General features: G+C 39.6%; 21 protein-coding genes and 1 riboswitch. Of the genes, 20 read left to right on the top strand and 1 reads right to left on the bottom strand.

What is annotated here, in order from left to right:
* From AC1TO4_RS09935 to cyoE, 19 genes are all read left to right on the top strand, one after another.
* The gene (locus tag AC1TO4_RS09935; RefSeq protein WP_482105190.1) at window positions 1-885 is read left to right on the top strand and encodes a branched-chain amino acid ABC transporter permease; all 885 of its coding nucleotides are present in this window, start codon (window positions 1-3) and stop codon (window positions 883-885) included.
* A 4-nt stretch (window positions 886-889) separates the two neighbouring features.
* Entirely contained in the window at window positions 890-1,951 is a 1,062-nt protein-coding gene (locus tag AC1TO4_RS09930; RefSeq protein WP_482105189.1) for a branched-chain amino acid ABC transporter permease, read from the top strand.
* Between the two features lie 78 nt (window positions 1,952-2,029).
* A complete protein-coding gene (locus AC1TO4_RS09925; RefSeq protein WP_482105188.1) occupies window positions 2,030-3,253 on the top strand; it encodes an ABC transporter substrate-binding protein in 1,224 nt (407 codons plus the stop codon).
* Window positions 3,254-3,363: 110 nt separating this feature from the next.
* Window positions 3,364-4,155: an ABC transporter ATP-binding protein gene (locus AC1TO4_RS09920; RefSeq protein WP_482105187.1), complete on the top strand. Its 792-nt coding sequence runs from the start codon at window positions 3,364-3,366 to the stop codon at window positions 4,153-4,155.
* Between the two features lie 533 nt (window positions 4,156-4,688).
* Complete coding sequence (locus AC1TO4_RS09915) at window positions 4,689-5,858, top strand: TraB/GumN family protein (RefSeq protein ID WP_482105186.1); 1,170 nt, start codon at window positions 4,689-4,691, stop codon at window positions 5,856-5,858.
* Between the two features lie 139 nt (window positions 5,859-5,997).
* Window positions 5,998-6,098, top strand: a riboswitch (SAM riboswitch).
* Between the two features lie 181 nt (window positions 6,099-6,279).
* Entirely contained in the window at window positions 6,280-6,879 is a 600-nt protein-coding gene (gene cysC / locus AC1TO4_RS09910) for an adenylyl-sulfate kinase (RefSeq protein ID WP_482105185.1), read from the top strand.
* 233 nt (window positions 6,880-7,112) lie between these two features.
* Window positions 7,113-7,844 carry a phosphoadenylyl-sulfate reductase gene (locus AC1TO4_RS09905; RefSeq protein WP_482105184.1) on the top strand — a complete coding sequence of 244 codons (732 nt, stop codon included), beginning with the start codon at window positions 7,113-7,115 and terminating at the stop codon, window positions 7,842-7,844.
* 1 nt (window position 7,845) lies between these two features.
* Complete coding sequence (gene sat, locus AC1TO4_RS09900) at window positions 7,846-8,994, top strand: sulfate adenylyltransferase (RefSeq protein ID WP_482105183.1); 1,149 nt, start codon at window positions 7,846-7,848, stop codon at window positions 8,992-8,994.
* A 44-nt stretch (window positions 8,995-9,038) separates the two neighbouring features.
* Window positions 9,039-9,821, top strand: a complete 783-nt coding sequence (cobA, locus tag AC1TO4_RS09895; protein ID WP_482105182.1) for a uroporphyrinogen-III C-methyltransferase — start codon at window positions 9,039-9,041, stop codon at window positions 9,819-9,821.
* A 23-nt stretch (window positions 9,822-9,844) separates the two neighbouring features.
* Entirely contained in the window at window positions 9,845-10,600 is a 756-nt protein-coding gene (locus AC1TO4_RS09890; protein ID WP_482105181.1) for a sirohydrochlorin chelatase, read from the top strand.
* A 35-nt stretch (window positions 10,601-10,635) separates the two neighbouring features.
* The gene (locus AC1TO4_RS09885) at window positions 10,636-10,782 is read left to right on the top strand and encodes a YezD family protein (RefSeq protein WP_482100661.1); all 147 of its coding nucleotides are present in this window, start codon (window positions 10,636-10,638) and stop codon (window positions 10,780-10,782) included.
* A 54-nt stretch (window positions 10,783-10,836) separates the two neighbouring features.
* Window positions 10,837-12,663 carry an assimilatory sulfite reductase (NADPH) flavoprotein subunit gene (locus AC1TO4_RS09880; protein WP_482105180.1) on the top strand — a complete coding sequence of 609 codons (1,827 nt, stop codon included), beginning with the start codon at window positions 10,837-10,839 and terminating at the stop codon, window positions 12,661-12,663.
* A gap of 25 nt (window positions 12,664-12,688) precedes the next feature.
* On the top strand, window positions 12,689-14,413 hold the full coding sequence (gene cysI / locus AC1TO4_RS09875; protein ID WP_482105179.1) for an assimilatory sulfite reductase (NADPH) hemoprotein subunit: 1,725 nt from the start codon (window positions 12,689-12,691) through the stop codon (window positions 14,411-14,413).
* 273 nt (window positions 14,414-14,686) lie between these two features.
* Entirely contained in the window at window positions 14,687-15,292 is a 606-nt protein-coding gene (locus AC1TO4_RS09870; RefSeq protein WP_482105178.1) for an NAD(P)-binding protein, read from the top strand.
* Window positions 15,293-15,314: 22 nt separating this feature from the next.
* Window positions 15,315-16,247: a cysteine synthase A gene (cysK, locus tag AC1TO4_RS09865; RefSeq protein WP_482100657.1), complete on the top strand. Its 933-nt coding sequence runs from the start codon at window positions 15,315-15,317 to the stop codon at window positions 16,245-16,247.
* A gap of 64 nt (window positions 16,248-16,311) precedes the next feature.
* On the top strand, window positions 16,312-17,154 hold the full coding sequence (locus tag AC1TO4_RS09860) for an ABC transporter ATP-binding protein (RefSeq protein ID WP_482105177.1): 843 nt from the start codon (window positions 16,312-16,314) through the stop codon (window positions 17,152-17,154).
* Window positions 17,087-17,839 carry an ABC transporter permease gene (locus tag AC1TO4_RS09855; RefSeq protein WP_482105176.1) on the top strand — a complete coding sequence of 251 codons (753 nt, stop codon included), beginning with the start codon at window positions 17,087-17,089 and terminating at the stop codon, window positions 17,837-17,839. Before AC1TO4_RS09860 ends, AC1TO4_RS09855 begins: the two co-directional genes overlap by 68 nt.
* Window positions 17,840-17,875: 36 nt before the next feature.
* Window positions 17,876-18,880: an aliphatic sulfonate ABC transporter substrate-binding protein gene (locus tag AC1TO4_RS09850; RefSeq protein ID WP_482105175.1), complete on the top strand. Its 1,005-nt coding sequence runs from the start codon at window positions 17,876-17,878 to the stop codon at window positions 18,878-18,880.
* A 235-nt stretch (window positions 18,881-19,115) separates the two neighbouring features.
* Window positions 19,116-20,045 (top strand): heme o synthase, encoded by a 930-nt coding sequence (gene cyoE, locus AC1TO4_RS09845; protein WP_482105366.1) that lies wholly within the window; start codon window positions 19,116-19,118, stop codon window positions 20,043-20,045.
* 63 nt (window positions 20,046-20,108) lie between these two features.
* Here cyoE and AC1TO4_RS09840 read toward each other — a convergent pair whose 3' ends face one another.
* Window positions 20,109-21,131 (bottom strand): hypothetical protein, encoded by a 1,023-nt coding sequence (locus AC1TO4_RS09840; RefSeq protein ID WP_482105174.1) that lies wholly within the window; start codon window positions 21,129-21,131, stop codon window positions 20,109-20,111.
* Window positions 21,132-21,461: 330 nt separating this feature from the next.
* Between AC1TO4_RS09840 and dacB the strand changes: the two genes are divergently transcribed.
* Window positions 21,462-22,949, top strand: a complete 1,488-nt coding sequence (gene dacB / locus AC1TO4_RS09835; RefSeq protein WP_482105173.1) for a D-alanyl-D-alanine carboxypeptidase/D-alanyl-D-alanine endopeptidase — start codon at window positions 21,462-21,464, stop codon at window positions 22,947-22,949.
* Window positions 22,950-23,088 lie beyond the last annotated feature (139 nt).

Below are 23,088 nucleotides of genomic sequence, written 5' to 3'. Positions count from 1 at the left end.
ATGACATTTTTTCTTCAAATGCTTGTTACAGGAATAGTAGTTGGAAGTATTTATGGACTTGTTGCACTGGGTTTTGTCTTGATCTATAGGGCAAGTGGTGCATTGAATTTAGCGAATGGGGAATTCGTTATTATTGGACCTTATATCTGTTTAATCCTCATGACCGCTTATAAAATACCGTTCATTTTTGCATTAATAATTACCCTTATCTTTAGTGCCATTCTGGGATTGGTTATCGAAAGGTTAGTTATAAGACCTATTCAGAATGCGCCAGTTGTATCCGTTATCATGGCTACTATTGGCTTATCTAGTCTTTTGGGTGGAGCAGTGCATATGATTTGGGGACATCAAACAAGAACATTTCCACAAGTTTTCCCATCAACTCCAATTAATATTTCTGGTGTCATTATAACTCCCGTTTATCTTTGGTCATTTATAGTTGTCATTGGGCTTCTTGTTTTATTTTCAGTGTTCTTTAAATTTTCTAAAATGGGGATTGCCATGCGTGCAGTTGCTGACGATCGGCAAGCGGCACAGTCGATGGGAATCAGTGTGAAATATGTCTATGCGGCAACTTGGGCAATTGCATCCGTTGTTGCCGCTGTCGGGGGTGTCTTGCTTGGGAATATAAATGGACTAAGCCCTACAATGGCTGCTATAGGTCTAACCGTCTTACCCGTTGTTATTCTCGGGGGTCTTGACAGTGTTCTAGGAGCGATTGTAGGAGGCTTCATCATCGGTATTCTGCAAAATATGGCTGGAGGCTATTTGGATCCCCTGATAGGAGGAGGTTTGAAAGAAGTAGCTCCATTTATTGTTGTTCTGTTCATATTGATGTTAAAACCATATGGTTTGTTTGGCAGTCGAGGAATTGAAAGGGTGTGACGAAGTGCGAAATCCATTTGTGAGGGAAAGCGGGAACTATAAAACTACCTATAGTGATGATATGAAAATGTTTGGAACTACTGGAGCTAAAATTAAAGCACTACTCATCGTTCTATTCGTTCTTTCACTGCCACTTTTCACATCCAGTTATTGGATCGGGTTGTTAACACTGTGTGCAATCGCTTCTGTTGGAGCTATCGGGCTTAATATTTTGACCGGTTTTACAGGTCAAATCTCAATAGGTGTGGGAGCGTTTCTTGGTGTAGGCGGCTACACTTCAGCGATATTAACATCAACATATGGTTTAAGCTTTTGGATTTCGTTACCATTAGCGGGGATTGTGACAGCGCTTATAGGTGGTCTTTTTGGAATTCCATCTCTCCGCTTGAAGGGCTTGTACTTAGCAATCGCTACCTTGGCTGCTCAAGTCATAATTCTATTTGTTATCAGCAGATGGGATAGTTTGACGGGCGGTACAGCAGGCATGGTCTTGAGCCGTCCTACTATTGGGGAGTTTTCTTTATCTAGTAATACCGGTTATTACTATCTATGTGTCATCATCCTTCTAATTACTGTGATGTATGCAACAAATTTAATAAGAACTCGAACTGGAAGAGCTTTCTTGGCTGTCCGCGATCGTGATATTGCGGCACAAATTATGGGGATAAATTTATTTAAATATAAAGTCATGGCATTTGCAATTAGTTCGTTTTTTGTCGGGATTGCTGGTGCATTGTTGGCACACTACACAATGATTGTTAGCCCGGAACTTTATAATTTTCACGTTTCAATCGAATATTTGGCAATGATTTTAATCGGTGGTCTAGGCAGTGTATTTGGCTCGATTCTAGGAGCTGTATTTATTACACTCCTGCCTGTAAGTCTTGGGGTAATCATCGATGTTATGGCAGGTTTGATGCCTGATTTGTACCAACTATTTTCCGCTTTTAAAGACTTTACTTTTGGAGCAGTTATTATTTTGTTTTTAATATTTGAACCGGGAGGATTGGCTCATATCTGGCTCAATATTAAGAAGTACTTCAAATTGTGGCCATTTTCTTATTAAAACGAACGGGATTCCGAAACCTATCATCAAACAATGTATGCGGGTTTCTTTCCATATGATAAAAAAGGGGGAGTATTTTTGAAAAACAGAAAAAGTAAATTTATCGTTTCTTTAATCGGTATCATGTTGGTATTAATTCTTGGTGCATGTGCTGAAAAAGAGGGAGACGCGAGCGAAAAAGCTGCAGATGGAGAACGAACGGTTGTAATTGGTGGACTATACGATATTACAGGAGCAACTGGTGATGTTGGGACACCTTACGCCGAGGGAGAACAAGCATATTTCAAACATCTAAAGAATAAAGGCGGAGTTGAAGGGTTGAATATTGAACTGAACGGAAAAGATTATGCTTATGCTATTCCGGAAGCGCAAAAAATATATCAGGCACTCCGAGATAAAGAAAAAGTTTCAGCCGTACTCGGTTGGGGGACTGGTGATACGGAAGCGTTGCGTCAGCAAGTAGCAAATGATAAACTCCCGTTCTTCTCTGCTTCATACTCCGAGAGCTTGAAAGATCTTGGCGAAAGTCCATATAATTTCCTGGTAGCTGCATCGTACTCGGATCAAGGCCGTTCTGTATTGAAATGGATACAAGAGAATCATAAAGGATCTGATCCGACAGTAGCGTTATTATATAATGACACAGCGTTCGGACGGTCACCAATTGAAGATATTAAAGCCTATGCTGCCGAAATTGGTATTGAAATTGTTGATGAGCAAATAGTTGACGTTCAAGCAACAGAGGCTCAATCCCAATTATTAAATATGAAAAAGAAAAATCCTGACTATGCAATTATTCAGGAAACATGGGGAGCAACAGCAACAATCTTAAGAGATGCTAAAACACTTGATATTGAAACACAATTCATCGGTTTAAACTGGGCTTCTGGTGAAGGCGTTATAGCTATTGTAGGTGAAGAAATTGCTGAAGGATATATCGGAATCCTATCGCATGCACTGCCTTATGAAGACCTACCAGGTATGGCTGATGTGAAAGAGTATTTGGAAGCTGAAGGCAAGACGCTTGAGGATATTAACCAGAAGTTCATTCAAGGATGGACGACTGCGAAAATATTAGTAGCTGGGATTGAAGAGGCTGCAAAAGTACATCCAGATGGTGATCTTACAGGGGAGGAGATCCGTACAGGTATTGAATCTATTAAGGATTTAGACCTCGGTGGATTGGGTGCTCCGGTCAGTTTTAGTGCAGAAAGTCATATGGGTACTGAGCAGACACGTCTTGGTATCGTAAAAGACGGACAATGGGAACCGTTGACTGATTACTTTAGCTACAACGATTAATTAAAATGGACAACCCATACTAAACCAGCGCATCCAGAAACAAGAATGGGAAGAGTACTTGATATTGATATGCTTACCTTTTTGTTTTCTTTGGTGGAAGGAGGAATTAAATGCTCCATGTCAAAAATATTGAAGCAGTCTATTCGAAAAATATTCTTGCATTGAAAGGGATGTCACTTCATGTTCCTGAAGGTAATATAATTGCCTTACTGGGCAGCAACGGAGCAGGTAAGTCGACAACTTTAAAAGCGATTTCAGGTTTGCTTTCCGGTGATGAAGGACAGATAACTGATGGAACTATCCAATTTGAAGGTGAAAAAATAAACGATATCACACCTGACGTAATTGTTAGAAAGGGAATATTCCTATGCATGGAGGGAAGACGTGTCTTTAAAGATCTAACTGTTGAGGAAAATTTAATGGCTGGAGCTTATACACGGAAGGATCGTTCTAATATCAAGTCTGATATAGAAAAGATTTACACTTATTTCGCAAAACTTAAAGCTCTACAAAACCAAAAAGCGGGATTCCTGTCTGGTGGGGAGCAGCAAATGCTCGCAATTGGCAGAGGCATTATGGCAAAACCAAAGCTATTATTACTGGATGAACCTTCATTAGGGATTGCACCGCTGCTCGTTAAAGAGATTTTTCGAAATATTAAACAAATCAATCAAGAAGAGGGCACATCTATATTAGTTGTTGAGCAAAATGCCAATGTTGCACTGTCAATTTCTGACTATGGCTATATTATGGAAAGTGGGCGGGTTGTAATGCAAGGCGATGCAAACTACCTATTATCAAACGAAGAAGTACGTGAACATTATTTAGGTATGGGAAAAGAAGGAGAAAAGAATTATAAAGAAAATAAAGTTTATAGAAAACGCCAAAGGGTAGTGTGGTAACGGTCATTGAAAAGTGCTAAATCCAGTAAGAGTGAAATCTTGAAATATTAGAGTAACAGTTGATGATTGCTTAGCCCTCTTTTCTTTTTTGAAAAGAGGTTTTTTCTATTCAGATTTACGAATGATAAAGATGGAACGTTAAAAGGAGTGGTTAAAGAAGTTGTACGAGAAAGTGATAAAAATTAACCATAACGTCAAATCAAATTGAAGAACAAGTTTCTGTCTTGGTTCCGGAATTGATCGGAGAAGTGTTAACTGTGACGTAGAATATCGTGAATGAAGGAACAACCCAAGTAAGCATTCTATATCCTAAAGATCAAGGAACGCAAAATTTTTTAAAGCAAGTCTAGCCAAAGGATTTCACATATTCTATCTAACGATTTTTCCTTGGTGGAATGACTCATATTTAATTAATAATGAAATATAATTGAATTTTGTTTCAAACTGATTCATTATTAATATTAGACCGTCTTTTGGTGATCACTAGATTGAGGTTACTAATAAGAAATTAGTTCTACAAAGGATGTTTGTTCATGCAAGAAGACAATATTACGAGAATAAATTTAGATGGAAAAGAATTAATTCTTATTGGAACAGCCCACGTTTCAAAGCAAAGTGCAGATCAGGTAAAAGAAGTAATCGACAGAGAGAGACCTGATTCGGTTTGTATTGAATTGGATGAACAACGTTATCAATCTATCATGGAAGGAAGCAAGTGGAAGGAGACAGATATTTTTAAGGTAATAAAAGAAAAGAAAGCATCTTTACTTTTAATGAATCTGGCAATTTCCTCCTTTCAAAACCGTTTAGCAAAACAATTTAATATAAAGCCTGGGCAGGAAATGATTCAGGGGATTGAATCGGCAAATGAAGTTGGTGCAGAACTTGTGCTCGCCGATCGTAATATTCAAATAACGTTCTCCAGAATTTGGGGTAATATCGGTTTTATGGGGAAAAGCCAACTTCTCACGTCGGTCGTATATAGTATATTCAGCAAAGAAAGCATTTCAGAAGAAGACCTAGAAAAAATGAAATCAAAGGACACTTTAAATGCGGTATTAAACGATTTCACAGAAACTTTTCCGAAACTAAAGGAGCCTTTAATTGATGAACGTGATCAGTATTTAGCACAGAAAATTAAAGATGCACCGGGGAAAAAAGTAGTGGCTGTTTTAGGGGCGGCACATATTCCAGGGATTACCAAGGAAATTCATAATGAGCATGATTTACAAGCATTATCGCAAACGCCCGTCAAATCAAAACTACCTAAAATTATTGGGTGGGCAATTCCAGTGCTCCTTCTTTCTATAATTGCATATACTTTTATTTCAAATCCTTCCGCGGGTTTTGACCAAGCGCTAAGTTGGATATTGTGGACGGGTAGTCTTTCGGCAATTGGTGCGGCTGCGGCACTGGGACATCCACTAGCCATTTTGGCTGCCTTTGTTTCGGCTCCAATAACAACCCTACATCCTTTGATTGCAGCGGGGTGGGTATCCGGAATTGTTCAGGCATTTTTCCGTAGACCAAGCGTTGGCGATTTCGAAAGATTATCTGAAGATGTATTTTCGATTAAAGGTTTTTGGGCAAATAGGGTAACACGAGTCTTATTAGTTGTCGTCCTCACAAACCTAGGAGGTACATTAGGTACCTTTATAGGTGGGGCTGATGTCATACGTGTATTCTTTGAGAACTTTAAATGAAAAATAGATAGCTTTTTTGTTATCGACACAAGAAGGATATTTAAAACCAATTAAACCAATAGACTTTAATTTATTATCTGATAAGTCATTGACAATGTCTTTTTCATAATGTAATATTGGTCTCAACTTAATAGTTCATATCTTATCTAGAGAGGTTGAGGGACTGGCCCAATGAAACCTCGGCAACAGACTGTTTAGTACTGTGCCAATTCCATTAAACGAAAGTTTAGAAGATAAGAAGAGAAATTTTTTGTTCGATTAATTAACCTCTTCTTGCACTATTAAGAAGTGGTTTTTTATTTTCCACGTAATAGAATACATGCTAATTAGACAACTAAAGGCATCTTTTAATCGATTATTTGTATCGGTTTAAAAGTTGTCTTTTTTTGTAAACTAAATAGAGAAAATGGGGGAGAAAATAATGACAGAATCTACAAATATCGTTTGGCACGAATCAGAGGTAACAAAAGACAATCGCCAAGAAGCTAAGGGGCATAAAAGTGCAATTCTATGGTTTACAGGACTTTCAGGATCAGGAAAGTCGACGATTTCAGTAGCGTTAGAAACAGCGTTACATAAAAAAGGTATTCATACCTATCGGTTGGATGGGGATAATGTCCGGCATGGTTTAAATAAGAATTTAGGGTTTAGTCCAGATGACCGCACGGAAAATATTCGTAGAATCGGTGAAGTCTCAAAACTAATGATTGATGCAGGATTGTTCACGTTAACAGCGTTCATTTCTCCATACAAGGAAGATCGGGATACAGTGCGTGACCTCGTCGAACCAAATGAATTTATCGAGGTTTACGTGAAGGCTAGTTTAGAAACATGTGAAGAACGCGATACAAAGGGACTCTACAAGAAAGCCAGATTGGGAGAGTTGAAAAATTTCACAGGAATCGATGCTCCTTATGACGTACCTGTTGACCCAGAAATCACCATTGATACAAATAAGCTAAGCGTTGAAGAATCCGTTAAAGTCATCGTAAATTATTTAAACGAAAATAAATATATCTGAAAAAACCAATAGACATGTAACTTCTTGGAGTTGTAGGAATAGAATACCTTTAAACCGACTTGACACATAGGAATAATAAAGATATTGTTAATTTCAATCATAAATAGAACGGGAATTCTAATTGAACGTAAAATTCCGAACATATGAACAATAGATGGCTTTAACCATTGAATGGTTAACTTCGTCTTAAAAAGAGAAGTTAGATCATTAATTTTATGAGGGGAGAAGTTTCTATGGTGAAACTGACGTATGACACATGGTTTAAGCCTATTGAAACGTTTAACATTGACGACGAATCAAAGGGTGCTTTAAATGTTTTGAGATGGGCTTATGACGAATATGATGCTGATCTTGTCTATGCATGTAGCTTTGGTGTAGAAGGAATTGTGATGCTTGATTTGATTTCGAAAACAAAACCAACTGCAAAAGTGGTGTTTTTGGATACAGGGCTTCATTTTCAAGAAACGTATACTCTCATCGATGACATCAAAACGCGTTATCCACAGCTCGATATAGAAATGAAAAAGCCAGCCTTAACGGTTGAAGAACAGGCTGATGCGCATGGAGAAAAACTATGGGAAAGACAACCAGACCGTTGTTGCCATATGAGGAAAGTTGTTCCACTTCGAGAGGCACTAAGCAATGCGACTGCTTGGTTATCTGGGCTTCGACGAGAACAATCACCGTCTAGAAGTCTAACCGAATTTGTGAATAAAGATGAAACGTTCCAATCAGTTAAAGTTTGCCCATTGATCCATTGGACGTGGACCGATATTTGGGATTATGTTGATAAATATAAATTGCCCTATAATCCCCTTCATGATCAAGGATTTCCTAGTATCGGTTGCGTACCCTGTACGTCGCCAAGTGATACAACGTCAGGCTCAAGGTCTGGCCGGTGGGCAAATCAAATGAAAACAGAGTGTGGATTACACCAAAAAATCAACTTAAATGGAGGAAATTAATATGAGCTTAAGTCAACCGCACGGTGGTACATTAATTAATCGCTGGAATCCCGATTTTCAATTGGAAGGGTTAACTGAAACAGTTGAATTAGATGAGATTGCTAGCAGTGATCTAGACTTGATTGGTACTGGGGCGTATAGCCCTATAAGTGGATTCCTAACTGAAGCAGACTACAATTCTGTTGTCCATACGATGAGGTTAACAACGGGTGAGCCTTGGACCATTCCAATTACATTGCCTACGACAGAAAAGAATGCGGAAAAAATTACGATTGGCAACTTTGTGAAATTAGTGAGAGACGAAATCGTTTACGGTGTACTCGAAGTAACTGATATTTTCACGCCCGATAAGGAAGTAGAGGCTGAATTGGTCTATCAAACGACGGACCGTGAGCATCCAGGTGTGAAGAAGTTGTTTGAACGTCCGAATGTCTATCTTGGTGGAACGATAACGCTGATTCAACGGAGACCATTGAATGAGTTTTCGGAATATCTGTTTGACCCGATTGAAACAAGACAAAAGTTCCAAGATCTTGGCTGGAAAACAGTTGTTGGTTTCCAAACAAGAAATCCGGTTCACAGAGCACATGAATATATTCAAAAGACAGCTTTGGAGATTGTAGATGGTTTATTTTTAAACCCGCTTGTTGGTGAAACGAAATCCGATGATATTCCGGCAGATGTGCGCTTGGAAAGCTATGAAGTTTTACTAGAAAACTATTATGCGAAAGAGCATGTGTTTTTAGGTGTATTTACAGCGGCAATGCGTTATGCCGGACCAAGGGAAGCCGTTTTCCATGCGATGGTACGCAAGAATTTCGGTTGTACACACTTCATAGTCGGCCGTGATCATGCGGGGGTTGGTAATTATTACGGTACGTATGATGCTCAGAAAATCTTTAGTAATTTTACGCTAGGGGAACTTGGGATTACGTTATTGTTTTTTGAACATAGCTTTTATTGCAGTAAATGCGACAGTATGGCAACACCTAAAACATGTCCGCATGATGCCAGTCACCATGTAATCTTGTCTGGTACGAAAGTGAGAGAAATGCTCCGAAATGGAGAGAAGCTGCCAACGACATTTAGTAGACCCGAAGTGATCGATGTATTAATTGCAGGAATGCAAAAAGAAAAGATTCATTCATAACGTCAATCTTATTTTAGAACTAAGCGGTGAGAGGAGAGATAAGAATGGGAAAAGTATTTATAGTAGGAGCTGGACCTGGAGATGTTGATTTAATCACCGTTAAAGGGCTGAAATGTATTCAACAAGCTGATGTTATCTTGTACGATCGCTTAATAAATAAAGAGCTTCTTACTTATGCAAAACCGGGAGCGGACTTAATATATTGCGGGAAATTACCAAACTACCATGCAATGATCCAGGAAACGATTAATCACTTTTTAGTAAAATATGCGAAGCAAGGAAAAATCGTCACACGATTAAAGGGTGGAGATCCGTTCGTGTTCGGCAGAGGTGCTGAAGAAGCAGAAGTTCTTGCGGACAACGGAATCCCCTTTGAAGTGGTTCCTGGGATTACTGCTGGGATTGCAGCACCTGCTTATGCGGGTATCCCAGTGACACATCGCGAGTTAAGTTCGAGTTTTGCAATTGTAACAGGTCATATGCGTGCTGGAAAGAGCGACTCGATTCACTGGGAAAGTCTTGCGGTCGGAATTGATACCCTTGCGATTTATATGGGTGTCGGAAACTTACCTTATATTTGTGAGCAACTAACAAAGTACGGTCGACCTGAAAGTACGCCAGTGGCTCTTATTCATTGGGGAACAACAGAAGCGCAATATACGATTACGGGTACACTCTCTACAATCGTCGAGATTGCTAGACAGTCTGAAATTGAAAATCCAAGCATGATTATTGTCGGCGAAGTAGTGAAGCTGCGTGAGAAGATTCAGTGGTTCGAACAAACCGGATTGAACCAAAAAATGATTCAAGAAGTATCTGCATACTAACAATTCAAGTAGGGGGGATTAGCATGCAGGCAGTCTTATATGTTGCCCACGGTAGTCGGATTAAAGCAGGTGTCGAAGAAGCCATTCAGTTTATACAGAGCAGTCAAGCAATGATTGATGTTCCGATTCAGGAAATTTGTTTTTTAGAGCTTGCGGTTCCAAGCGTGGATGAAGGTATTACGAATTGTGTGGAACGTGGAGCCACTAGAATCGCTGTTATTCCTATACTTTTATTAACCGCAGCGCATGCAAATGAAGATATTCCCTTTGAAATTGAAGTGGGGAAAATCATGTATCCCGATATCGAATTTACATACGGAAAAGCATTGGGCATTCATCCGAAAATTATTGACAGCTTATTTGATCGAGTTAAAGAACAAAATGTAGCGATTACAGAAGATGCACAGGTGCTGCTCGTAGGCAGAGGAAGCAGTGATCCGGCAGTTAAGCATGATTTAAATGAAATTGCACAGCTTCTTGCCGACAAGTATTCGTTTAACAAAGTAAATGTCTGTTTTCTTTACGGGGCGGAACCTCATTTCGATGAAGCATTACTGCAGATACAGGAAGCAGCGCAAAAGCAAGTTTTCATTATTCCTTACTTATTATTTACAGGTATTTTAATGAATGGCATTGAAAAAAAGATTTCGGAACAGGCTACTGCTGGTCAGCAGCTTATTCTATGTGAAAATCTAGGTTATCACAAATATGTCCAGGATGTACTTGTAGAACGGGTGTATGAGTTACTTCCAAAAGAACAAATCAGTCAGCCTATTTAATAAAGAATCTTTGTCTGAAAGGAAGAATAGGGACTATGGAGAAACGGGATAAAAACCTTGAGCTAACCATTGAAAACGTAAAACAGATGCTGAGCACGATGAATTATGGCTCTATCACATTGGTTATTCAAGACAATGTTGTAGTTCAAATAGAGAGAAACGAGAAGATTAGATTGAAATAATCGCCAGTTCTTCTGTTAACTATATAAAATACAATTTTTGTGGGGTGGAAAATTTTGGCGCTTCAAGTGATAAATAGTCCTTTCAATCAGGAGCAGGTAGAACTCCTTAATCAACTTTTGCCAATACTGACGGATACACAACAAATCTGGTTGGGTGGATATCTGAGTGCAAATCATTTAACTGCACAATCAACCGCTTCAGGCAGCGTCGCAGTTCTGGAAGCTCCTGTAACACAAATAGATGTTGTTTCAAAAGAAGTGACAATTCTTTATGGATCTCAGACTGGCAACGGGCAAGCTTTGGCTGAAAAACTGTCGAAGAATTTGAAAGCACAAGAGTACCAAATAACGCTTTCGGCTATGAACGAATTTAAGCCAAATGCGCTCAAGAAGATCGGGAATTTACTACTAATTGTGAGTACACATGGTGAAGGTGATCCACCAGATAATGCATTGCCGTTCCATGAATTTCTTCATAGTAAAAGAGCTCCGAAATTGGATAATCTACAATTTTCGGTTCTGTCTTTGGGAGACAGTTCTTATGAGTTTTTCTGCGAGACAGGTAAACAGTTTGAAAAACGATTACTAGAGTTAGGCGCAAAACAGCTTAGTCCGCGTGTCGATTGTGATTTAGATTATGATGAGCCTGCTGAGGAATGGTTTTCGAACGTTTTAGCTACGTTAAATGAGCAACAAGGAAGCAGCGCTATTACTGCACAACAACCTGTCGAACAGGGAGTTGCAGAACTGCAAGAGTACTCTCGAACGAATCCGTTTAAAGCTGAAATTCTAGAGAATTTGAATTTAAACGGTCGTGGGTCTAACAAGGAAACGCGTCACCTTGAGTTATCACTTGAAGGGTCGAACCTTGAGTTTGAACCGGGAGACAGCTTGGGCGTTTACCCAGAAAATGATACTGTATTAGTAGATGCCTTGATTGCGGAGATGGGCTGGAATGCTAGCGAAACAGTTAAGGTCAATAAACAGGGTGAGCTTAAGCCGTTGCGCGATGCACTGATTTCTAACTTCGAAATCACTGTGTTGACCAAACCATTGCTACAAAAAGCGCAACTATTAACCGGTAATACTGAATTGAAGGAGCTCTTGGAACCTGAAAGAGAGCAAGAATGCAGGGAATATATCTATGGTCGTGATTTATTGGACTTTGTACGGGATTTTGCCCCTTGGGAAATCTCTGTAAGTGAGTTTGTCGCAATATTACGTAAAATACCGGCTCGACTCTATTCAATTGCCAGCAGTTCAAAAGCAAATCCAGATGAAGTACACCTCACGATTGGAACTGTGCGTTATGAGGCACACGGTCGAGACCGAGTAGGGGTCTGTTCTAATGAATGTGCTGTACGTGCACAACCAGGAGATCATTTACCTGTTTATGTTCAGCGTAACTCGAACTTTAAATTACCAGCAGATCCTAACACGCCATTGATAATGATTGGACCTGGTACTGGTATTGCTCCTTTTAGATCGTTCATGGAAGAACGCGAGGAGATTGGCGCTGAAGGAAAAACATGGTTGTTCTTTGGTGAACAACACTTCGTTACAGACTTCCTGTATCAGGTTGAATGGCAACAATGGCTCAAAGAAGGCGTATTGACACGAATGGATGTTGCATTTTCCCGCGATACGAAAGACAAAGTCTATGTCCAGCACCGAATGATAGAGAATAGCCAGGCTATTTTTAAGTGGTTGGAAGAGGGTGCTGTACTCTACGTTTGTGGTGATGAAAAGAATATGGCAGCGGATGTCCATGCTACTTTGGAAAGAATCCTTGAAGAAGAAGGGTCCATGACTTCTAAGGAAGCATCTGACTATTTGGCTGATATGCAACAACAAAAACGATATCAACGAGATGTCTATTGAAACAAGTGAGAGAGGAGCTAGTTACATGACTAAAAAAATAATTCTACCGCCACAACCTGGTCCACCTAGTGATGTTGAGCGGATTAAGAGTGAGAGTAACTATTTACGAGGAACGCTTGTGGAGACGCTTGAATATCCAATCAGTTCGGGGATACCTGATGATGATAATCGATTGATGAAACATCATGGGAGTTATCTGCAAGATGATCGGGATTTACGCAATGAGCGACAACGTCAAAAATTAGAGCCGGCATACCAGTTCATGGTCCGAGTTCGTGCTGCGGGCGGCGTTGCAACCTCGGCGCAATGGTTAATAATGGACGGAGTTGCCAATAAATTTGGCAATGGAACATTGAAATTGACTACCCGCCAAGCATTCCAAATGCATGGGATTTTAAAGTGGAATATGAAGGAAAATATTCAGGAAATTAATGCGGCATTGATGGATACGCTAGCGGCTTGCGGAGATGTGAACCGTAATGTGATGTGTAATCCAAACCCTTATCAATCAGAAATACATGCCGAGGTTTATGGCTGGGCTCAGAAACTTAGTGATTACCTATCGCCACGGACCAATGCTTACCATGAAATCTGGCTTGATGGTGAAAAAGTAGTCGACAGTCAAGAAACAGAGGTAGAAATTGAACCAATGTATGGTGCACTTTATTTACCAAGGAAATTTAAAATTGGTGTAGCAGTCCCACCTAATAATGATGTTGATGTCTTTTCACAGGATCTTGGTCTAATTGCCGTTTTAGAAGAAGATAAATTAGTCGGATTCAATATCGCTGTTGGAGGCGGCATGGGGATGACGCATGGTGATACGAAAACTTATCCTCAGTTGGCTCGGGTGATTGGATTCTGTACACCGGATCAGATTATCGAAGTAGCCGAAAAAATCATTACGATTCAACGTGATTACGGGAATCGTTCTGTGCGAAAGTATGCTCGTTTTAAATACACAATTGACGCTCGTGGACTTGATTGGATCGCAAAAGAACTCAATGAACGATTAGGTTGGGAGCTTGAAACTGCACGTGATTATCATTTTGAACATAATGGTGATCGTTACGGATGGGTGGAAGGAAGCGATGGGAATTGGCATTTCACGCTCTTTATCCAAAACGGTCGCGTCCAGGACTTGGATGATTATCCACTGATGACAGGGTTGCGAGAAATTGCCAAGATTCACACAGGGGATTTCCGACTTAGCCCAAATCAAAACCTGATTATCAGTAATGTTTCGAGTCAAAATAAGAAAAAGATTGTCGAACTGATTGAGCAATACGGATTGACGGATGGGCAGCAACATTCCGCATTGCGACGGAGTTCAATGGCTTGTGTTGCTTTTCCAACTTGTGGGTTAGCGATGGCTGAAGCCGAACGTTATCTGCCTTCACTACTAGATAAGATGGAACTGATCCTGGATGAAGCAGGATTGCGTGAAAAAGAGATTATTATTCGTATTTCGGGCTGTCCGAATGGTTGTTCTCGTCCATCTTTGGGGGAAATAGCCTTTATCGGTAAATCTCCTGGAAAATACAATATGTATCTAGGGGCTGGCTTCGTTGGAGATCGGCTGAATAAATTATACCGGGAAAATATCGGTGAAGAAGAAATTCTAGAAATGCTTAGACCATTATTTTTCCAATATGCAAAGGAAAGACATGAAGGCGAGCATTTTGGAGATTTTGTCATCCGTGCAGGGCATGTGAAAGCTGTTCAATCTGGATTGGACTTTCACGATTAATTAGAAATTCGCTGGAGTTTCGACACTAAGAAAAGCGCAAGCGCCTTGGTAGATCCGAAAAGCGCTGTATGACCTTAAGATAAAGGCGATTTTTGCCTTTAACTTAAGGGCTGAAGTGACTTGAGGGGCTAGGCGCTGGAGTCTCGACACTGCTCGAAGTGAAAAATATATGTTTTATTATTGTGAAAAAATAAGAAGGACCGCTAATTTTGCGGTTCTTTCCAGAATTACTAACAGCGGCAGGTGGTTGAAAAGATGGGGTCCTACCCAATTATGCTGAACATCAAAGATAAAGCTGTTGTAGTAGTTGGTGGAGGTCTGATTGCTTACCGTAAAATGGTTGGGTTGCTGCAAGCGGGTGCATGTGTAACTGTGATTAGCCCGATGATTCATTCGGAAATAGAAAAACTCTATGCTCAGAATCGAGTTGCTTGGAAGAATAAATTGTTCGAACCGGACGATCTCGATTCTGCGTTGATAGTTATCGCAGCAACAAACAGTGAAACGGTGAATAAGTACGTTGCATCTTCTGCTGGCAAGTTTAAACTTGTCAATATCGTTGATAATCCGGAGTTAAGCACCTTTCATGTCCCTGCAAAACTTACAAGGGGGGACTTAACGATAAGTGTTGCAACGGGAGGAGCTAGTCCGACACTTTCCAAAAGCATTCGTGACGAAATTGCCGTAATTTACGATGAATCTTATGGGGATTATCTTGAATTTCTAACGCAGTCAAGGGAAAAAGTGAAACAATCTATGTTAGATCAAACAACAAAAACCAAATTACTTAAAGCAATCACAGATGAAACGTACAGGCAATCTAACAAAATGCGAAAAGCTTTTCTAGAAATAATAGATGGGTACCAAGAGAAATCTTAAACGTAGTTGGAGGATGACAAACATGCGAGCCGTAAATAATATAGCTGAATTGATTGGGAACACTCCACTTGTAAGACTAAATAGACTTCCAGATTCACAAGGTGCTGCTGTATATGTGAAACTTGAATCATTTAATCCAAGCGGTAGTGTAAAAGACCGGGCCGCTTACAATATGATAGTTGAAGCGGAAAAAAGTGGAGAATTGGTAGTGGGAGCAACAATTATCGAACCAACTTCGGGGAATACAGGTATTGGTTTGGCTATGAATGCTGCCGCAAGAGGATATCGGGCAATATTCGTCATGCCAGATAATGCAACAACTGAACGCATTAACTTAATGAAAGCTTACGGTGCAGAGGTCGTTCTTACACCTAGTGAAGAAAGAATGCCTGGTGCAATTGCCAAGGCAAATGAACTAGCAAAAAACATCAAAGACAGTTTTATTCCAATGCAGTTTGAAAATGCAGCAAATCCGGATATTCACAGAACAACTACTGCCGTTGAAATTATTGATGCGCTGAAGTCAATTGGAAGAACGCTTAGTGCTTTTGTTTGTACTTCTGGAACTGGTGGAACGGTAACTGGAACTGGAGAAGCCCTAAAAGAACATGATAATAAGATAACGGTTCACGTTGTGGAACCCGCTGGATCACCTGTTTTATCTGGAGGAGAACCCGGAAAGCATAAACTAGTCGGCACTAGCCCAGGTTTTATTCCTTCGGTATTGAATACCGGTGTGTATGATGAAATCTTTCAGATAAAAGATGAGGAAGCATACGACACTGTACATATTGCGGCAGCGAATGAAGGAATCCTTCTGGGCCCATCAGGAGGTGCGTCCATATATGCAGCGTTAGCCGTGGCGAGACGCTTGACTCCAGCAGATACCGTGGTCTGTATTGCCCCAGATTCGGGTGAACGCTATCTATCAGGTGACTTGTTCGAGTTTAATTAAACAGCGAGATGTAGAACTATTTTATAAACAGGTCTGATGGAAGTTTCCTGAAAGGGGTATTTATATGTATTTAACGATAAATGGGATTGAAAAAAGTTTTCCCAATAAAGAAAAAGGTCATGTGAAAGTGTTAGACAATATATCGTTAGACGTGGAAAAAGGACAATTCGTTTCCATTGTGGGCCCATCAGGTTGCGGTAAATCTACACTGCTCTATCTTATAGCAGGTCTTGATAAGGCTGATAAGGGTGAAATCCGCATAGCTGGAAAAGCAGTGACCAGTCCAGGTCCCGATCGTGTCGTCGTCTTCCAAGAAGATGGATTATTTCCATGGCTTTCAGTCCTTGATAATGTTACATACGGTTTACTTTTGAAAGGTTTTTCGAAGAAAAAGGCAGAGGATAAAGCAAAAGAAATGTTGAAAATGGTACATTTGACGAACTTTATTGATGCTTATCCACATCAGTTGTCCGGGGGAATGAAGCAACGGGTTGCAATTGCTCGTGCTCTTGTAATGGAACCAACCATATTACTAATGGATGAACCATTTGCTGCACTGGATGAGCAAACGAGAATGGTATTGCACAACGAACTGCTGGAAATATGGGAAAAAACAAAAGTGACGATATTCTTCGTGACTCACAATATTCGTGAAGCCGTACTTTTATCCGAAAAAATAGTAGTTTTTGAAACACGTCCGGGTAAAATTAAAGCCATCTTTAATTCGAAAACCATGAAGGATGGGATTATGCCCAATGACTTCACACATCAGCTGGAAAAACAGATACTAGCATCACTGCAAGGTGAAATTGAGAAAGTGTTAAAGGAGGAAATGGGGGATGACTACATTTTTAAGACGAATCCTCTTCATAGGGATTCTAGCGGCGATATGGGAAGTCACATCTAGATTATCGAGTCTACCCGACTTTATGTTTCCTAGTCTAAGCCAAGTACTTCAAACACTTTATACGGGTATTGTAAATGGACAGATCACGAATGCAGTTTTTACAAGTATGATTCGGCTGCTAGTCGGTTTTTCATTTGCTACAGTTCTCGGTCTATTTTTAGGATATCTCATATGGCGTTCAAAGTTAGTTGAAGATACACTTGGATTTTTAATCACAGCTTTACAATCAATTCCAAGTATTGTATGGTTTCCACTTGCAATTATCTGGTTTGGTTTGAACGATTTTTCCATTCTTTTTATAGTTGCAATTGGAGCAACTTGGACAATGACAATTAATTCTGCGAGTGGATTTAAAAATGTCCCTAAGCTCTATCAACAAGTAGGTAAAACATTGGGGTCTGGTGGTTTTCACTTTTTACGAACAGTTATTATGCCGGCATCAGTACCTCAACTGATTACAGGTTTACGACTTGCCTGGGCATTCTCGTGGCGTGCACTAATGGCTGGTGAACTTCTCGGTGGAGGGGGAGGACTTGGACATCTCCTCGAAATGGGAAGGTCACTTGGACAAATGGATTTAGTCATATCAGTAATGATAATCATTGGAGTAATCGGTACAATCATGGATAATCTGGTCTTTTTACGATTGGAACGAAGTGTTCAAAAAAAATGGGGCATCAGTTAAGTAATAACAACTAATGGAAGATAAGGAGCGAATAGAATGAAACGTACTATATTATTAGGGCTTATTTCTTTAGTTGTATTGGTTTTCGGATCTGCTTGTGGAAAGACAGAAGGTAATGCACAAGACAGTAAAGAAGTGAATATCGGATATTTTCCAAATTTAACGCATATGTCCACAATTGTCGCGATGGAAAAAGGATACTTTAAAGAAGCCTTTGGAGAAGATACAAAAATTAACACAAAAATCGTCAGTAATGGCGGTTTGTTCATGGAAGCAATGGCAACTAAGTCAATTGATGTTGGGACAGTTGGACCTGGTCCAGTACTAAATTTTTACGTGAAAGATCCTAATTATCATATAATTTCAGGCGCAGTAAACGGTGGGGCAGTCCTTGTCGCTAGTGAACATAGTGATATAAAAGAACTTGCTGATTTGGATGGGAAAAAAGTAGCTATACCCGTAATTGGCAGTACGCAAGATGTCATGCTGCGTAAAGCGTTAAAAGATGTCGGTCTAACACCGAAGGCGAATGGTGGAACAGTAGAAATGTTTGCAGCAGCACCAGCTGATACACCGACGTTGTTTATCCAAAAGTCAATAGATGCCGCAGCAACGCAAGAACCTTGGGGCTATATTTTGGAAACACAGGCTAACGGGAAGTTGTTATTGGACTGGGAATCATTCGCATGGGGAAAAGAATCAACTAATACGGTTGTTGCAGCTAGCAAAAAGTTTACGGAAAACGAAGAACTTGTGAAATCCTATTTAACAGCTCATGTAAAAGCGGTTGAGTTTATTGAACAAAATCCAGAAGAGAGCCAAGCGCTTGTAATCAAGCATCTAAAAGATATAACAGGGAAAGAAATTGATAAAGCTGAACTCGAAGTTGCATTCAAACATATGAAAGTAACAACTGCAGTAAATGAAAACGTTCTTCAAGAGATGGCTGACATTAGCAAAGAGGCTGGATATGTACCTAATAATAACATTGAAGGATTAATTCAGTTGGAGCAATTGAATTCATTAAAAGAAATCAAATAATAGTATAATTTTTTAAAAAAGCATTAAGAACTATTGGGATTTAAAACATCAAAAGGATGTTTTAAATCCCTTTTTATTACTTTTATAAAAATGTCACAAAGCTTTCCTTTGTTTTAGTTGGAGACTAAGAGTAAAATGGAGTTAAGTATGCCAGTCACCGAATGAATTTTTGTAATCCATCAAATCGGGAAAGTACCTGGCTTTTTTGAGGAGAGAAGACTAAATGTCAAAAGTTATGAATCCTTCATGGCAGAAGGTTGAGGAACCAACATTATCAACTAAACAGAATATGGCAATCCTTTTTGCTGATTTAAAATCCCTTTTTAAAGCTATTGTTCTTATTTCTAACGTACTTCCTGTGCTTACTGGATTCTGGTTAGCACTCTATTTTACGAATTCAACTTTATTAGGTAACTTTGGCATCTTTTTATTGACGATTTCAGGAAGTACACTTGTAATGGCTGGAGCACTAATCCTAAATAATTGGTATGATGTTGACATTGATACATTAATGGAAAGGACTAAAAATCGACCTACGGTTACAGGGCATTTCTCCCTAAAGTTTGTCTTAACTCTGGGAATTGCATTATCAATAGTCGGTTTAGTACTTTTAGCCTTAACTACAATCGAAGCAGCTATTTACGCATTCATTGGTTGGTTTACATATGTTATCTTGTATACTATGTGGTCAAAACGTAGATATACATTAAACACAATTATTGGAAGTGTCTCGGGCGCAGTGACGCCACTAATTGGTTGGACGGCAATCGCACCCGGTTATCACATCGTACCGATTGTACTAGCGCTCATCCTATTCATATGGCAAATGCCGCATACATTTGCAATTGCCATTAAAAAGGTCGAAGAATATAGTCTAGCTAAAGTCGCTATGCTTCCAGTCATTCATGGATTTGATTTTACTAAACGTCAAATGGTTATCTATGTTGCCTGTTTATTACCTTTACCGTTCTTTTTGGATTCACTTGGAATTGTTTTCATAGTAATCGCTTCACTATTGAACATTGGTTGGCTACTCGCGAGTATTAGCGGGTTTTTCAGTAAAGATGATATGAAATGGGCACATCTCATGTTTATGTGTTCCGTGAATTATATCGCTATCTTATTTACTCTGATGATTCTAGTTACATTACCCATTTTCAATTGACACAAAAGTGAAATGCCAGCATATGAAACGATTTTACATCGTTTCGTATGCTGGCATTTTTTGTTATTTAAAATAGGGAGAAACCTTTTTTGTCGTTTCTTCGGGAACTTTCATACAAAGCGGTTCGCCGTGTAAAAAGTTGAAAACATTCATGTCACTCGTTTGAAGTGCACCGATAGTCAGACGAGGAACAACTCTAACATGAACACGATCAAATGGATTCTTTGTTACGGGTATAAATAGGGCCAAGTTAAAGCTAGAGATACCTATTTCTTCAAAGTAAGGGAACAGATTAGTCATACTTTCAGCGAGGTCATTCCAATTATTTTCGTTCAATTCATTGAGTGAGGCGGCATCCATAATACCTATAAAATCAGCATGGCTTTTTGGTGCAAATGCATGGACCCAATTAATGGATCCTATCGTCCCTATAAAACGCTCATCAATCTCCCGTTCACGTTCAATTAACGCATCGTAAAAGCTACTTTGTGTCTCTTGGTAAAATTGTTCACTGCTTGCCGATGCTGTTAATTGATAATTTGTAGGAAGTTCAGAAGCCAATACATGAATATGTGGATGTAAAATACTTCCTCCAGACGGAGGTAAGTAGTTCCAGTTGATAGATGCATATGCGGTTTTTGGATCATGCACAATAACTTTTTTTAAATAATTATGTGCTGCAGAGAATGAATTAGCAATCAAAGGCGCTGTAAATTCATCAAGTTTGACGTAATGCTGATCACACATTCGTACAACAGCATTATGCTTACTGTAAGGAAAAAGGTTTGGAAAAACGACAGCTTCACCTTGTATTAGTCGACCACCATCTATTAAGTCAGTTGGAAATTTTGGAGTCAAGGTTTGGACATTTTCGGAACAGAATGGACATTTACTACCAGAAGTTGCTATAGCGAGTTCTGAATAATCGTTTGGAATGAAAGGAGCTCCTGGATCAAAAATGATTCTGGAAGTTTCTCCTGTCAACGGATCAAGCCGGATTTCAGTTTTTCGGTCAACGAGTTTACCATCTTGCATTGGATCATGTAACGAAAACAGTTCTTGTTTTACGGTGAAAGTAATAGACATATAGTTTCCTCCTTTAATAGTGTTGACAGCTCTCTCTATTCTAACTTCAATTGTTGAATAAGTCAGTATAATCGAGTCTGAATTTTATACGTTTGAACAAGCAGGTGAGTTTAAAGAAAACACGTCTGTTGATTAACCATTTTCGTGCAAATAATACTAGCGTGAAAAGTTTGGAACTGTCATTTTTACTGGATTAGCTTCGGATTGCTTTCGCCGAAATAAATACGATACTATTACCGAGGGATAAATGCTTTCTAATTATGCTGATTCTTGTAGTCTATTATTGTGATAGAATAGTCATAGTTGAGTAAACTTTAGGGGGGTTAAGATTTGTTTAAGAAAAGGTTATTACTAATCGTAATGTCGGTGTTGTTGTTGATTGGAACGCTCTTTACTCCTGCTCTGGGGCAAGGTAATACGTATGCGAAATCGCCATATAAAGATTTGGAAAATGCAATTAATACAATTATGTCAGACAGCAGAATGCAAAAGGCGGTCAGCAGTGTAACGGTACGTAAAGCCTCTGATGGAGAAATTATCTATCAAAGTCATGGAGACAAAGGAATTACTCCTGCATCCACTTTGAAAATACTAACTGCAGCCTCGGCTCTTGAGACACTGGGTGAAAATTTTCGTTTTTCGACAGATGTATTAACGAATGGGAAAGTGGAAAATGGAACATTGAACGGAAATCTATATTTGCGTGGGACAGGCGATCCTACGTTGTTAAAGAAGGATTTTGATAATTTCGCTATGAAATTGGCTAGCAGTGGAGTAAAAAGAGTTTCCGGAAATTTGGTAGGAGATGACACATGGTTTGATGCAATTCGTCTATCACCAGGTATACATAAAAATGATGAATCCTATTATTATGCAGCTCAGGTTTCAGCATTAACAGTCGCTCCAAACACCGATTATGACGCCGGAACAGTTATAGTCGATGCAAGGCCAAGTGCTAGAGGAAAAGTAGCAAAAGTGACTCTAACACCTGAAACGAATGTAGTCAAAGTGGTCAATAAATCTATAACAGTGCCAAAAGGGAATAAAAATACGTCGCGTATTGTACGCCAATATGGAACAAATAACATAGTTATTACAGGGAATGCGCCTCTTGGATCGACAGGTAAAAAGGAATGGATAACTGTGTCCAACCCGACTGCCTATGCACTTGATATCTTTAAAAAATCATTAACATCAAAAGGAATAAAGTTTGCGCCATCATCTAAAGTCGTACGTGGTAAAACTGCTGCGGGATCAAAGGTTCTCGTGTCCAAGAGTTCCATGCCTTTGAAGAGTTTGATGAAGCCGTTTTTAAAGTTAAGCAATAACTCACATGCAGAAGTATTAGCGAAGGCAATGGGTAAAGAAAAATACGGACAAGGTAGTTGGAAGACTGGCCTTCAAGTCATGCGGAATTATGCCGAGTCTATTGGGTTAGATGGCAACAAGTGGTTATTTGAAGATGCTTCGGGCATGTCCCACGCGAATAAAGTGACATCCATCCAGTTAACTGAGTTATTATACAAGGTACGAACAGCGCCGTGGTATTCAACTTTTGCTCAAGGACTTCCGATTGCGGGGGCTCCAGAAAGGTTTATGGGTGGTACTCTAAGAAATCGTATGAAAACTGGTTCTGCTAAAGGCAATGTAGTTGCCAAAACCGGAAGTTTGACTAACGTTAGCGCTCTTGCAGGTTATGCAAAAACTAGAGACGGTGAAACATTAATATTTAGTGTCTTGACGCAGAATCATAAATCAAGTACTGTCCCTGTACTTGACCGGATTGCTACAACCATTTCAAATTCATCAGCTAAATAAACATGTAAAACAAGTAGCAGAATCATTTGCTACTTTTTTTTATGAGTGCGCCCAGCATGGGCGTAGTCTATAGGGTGCAAGTCCCGAACTGTGAAGGCAGAAGTAACAGTTAGCTTAACGCAAGGGTGTCCATGGCGAC

The sequence above is a fragment of the Sporosarcina sp. Y838 genome (assembly GCF_056786515.1).
This window is presented reverse-complemented; position numbering and strand designations above follow the sequence as displayed.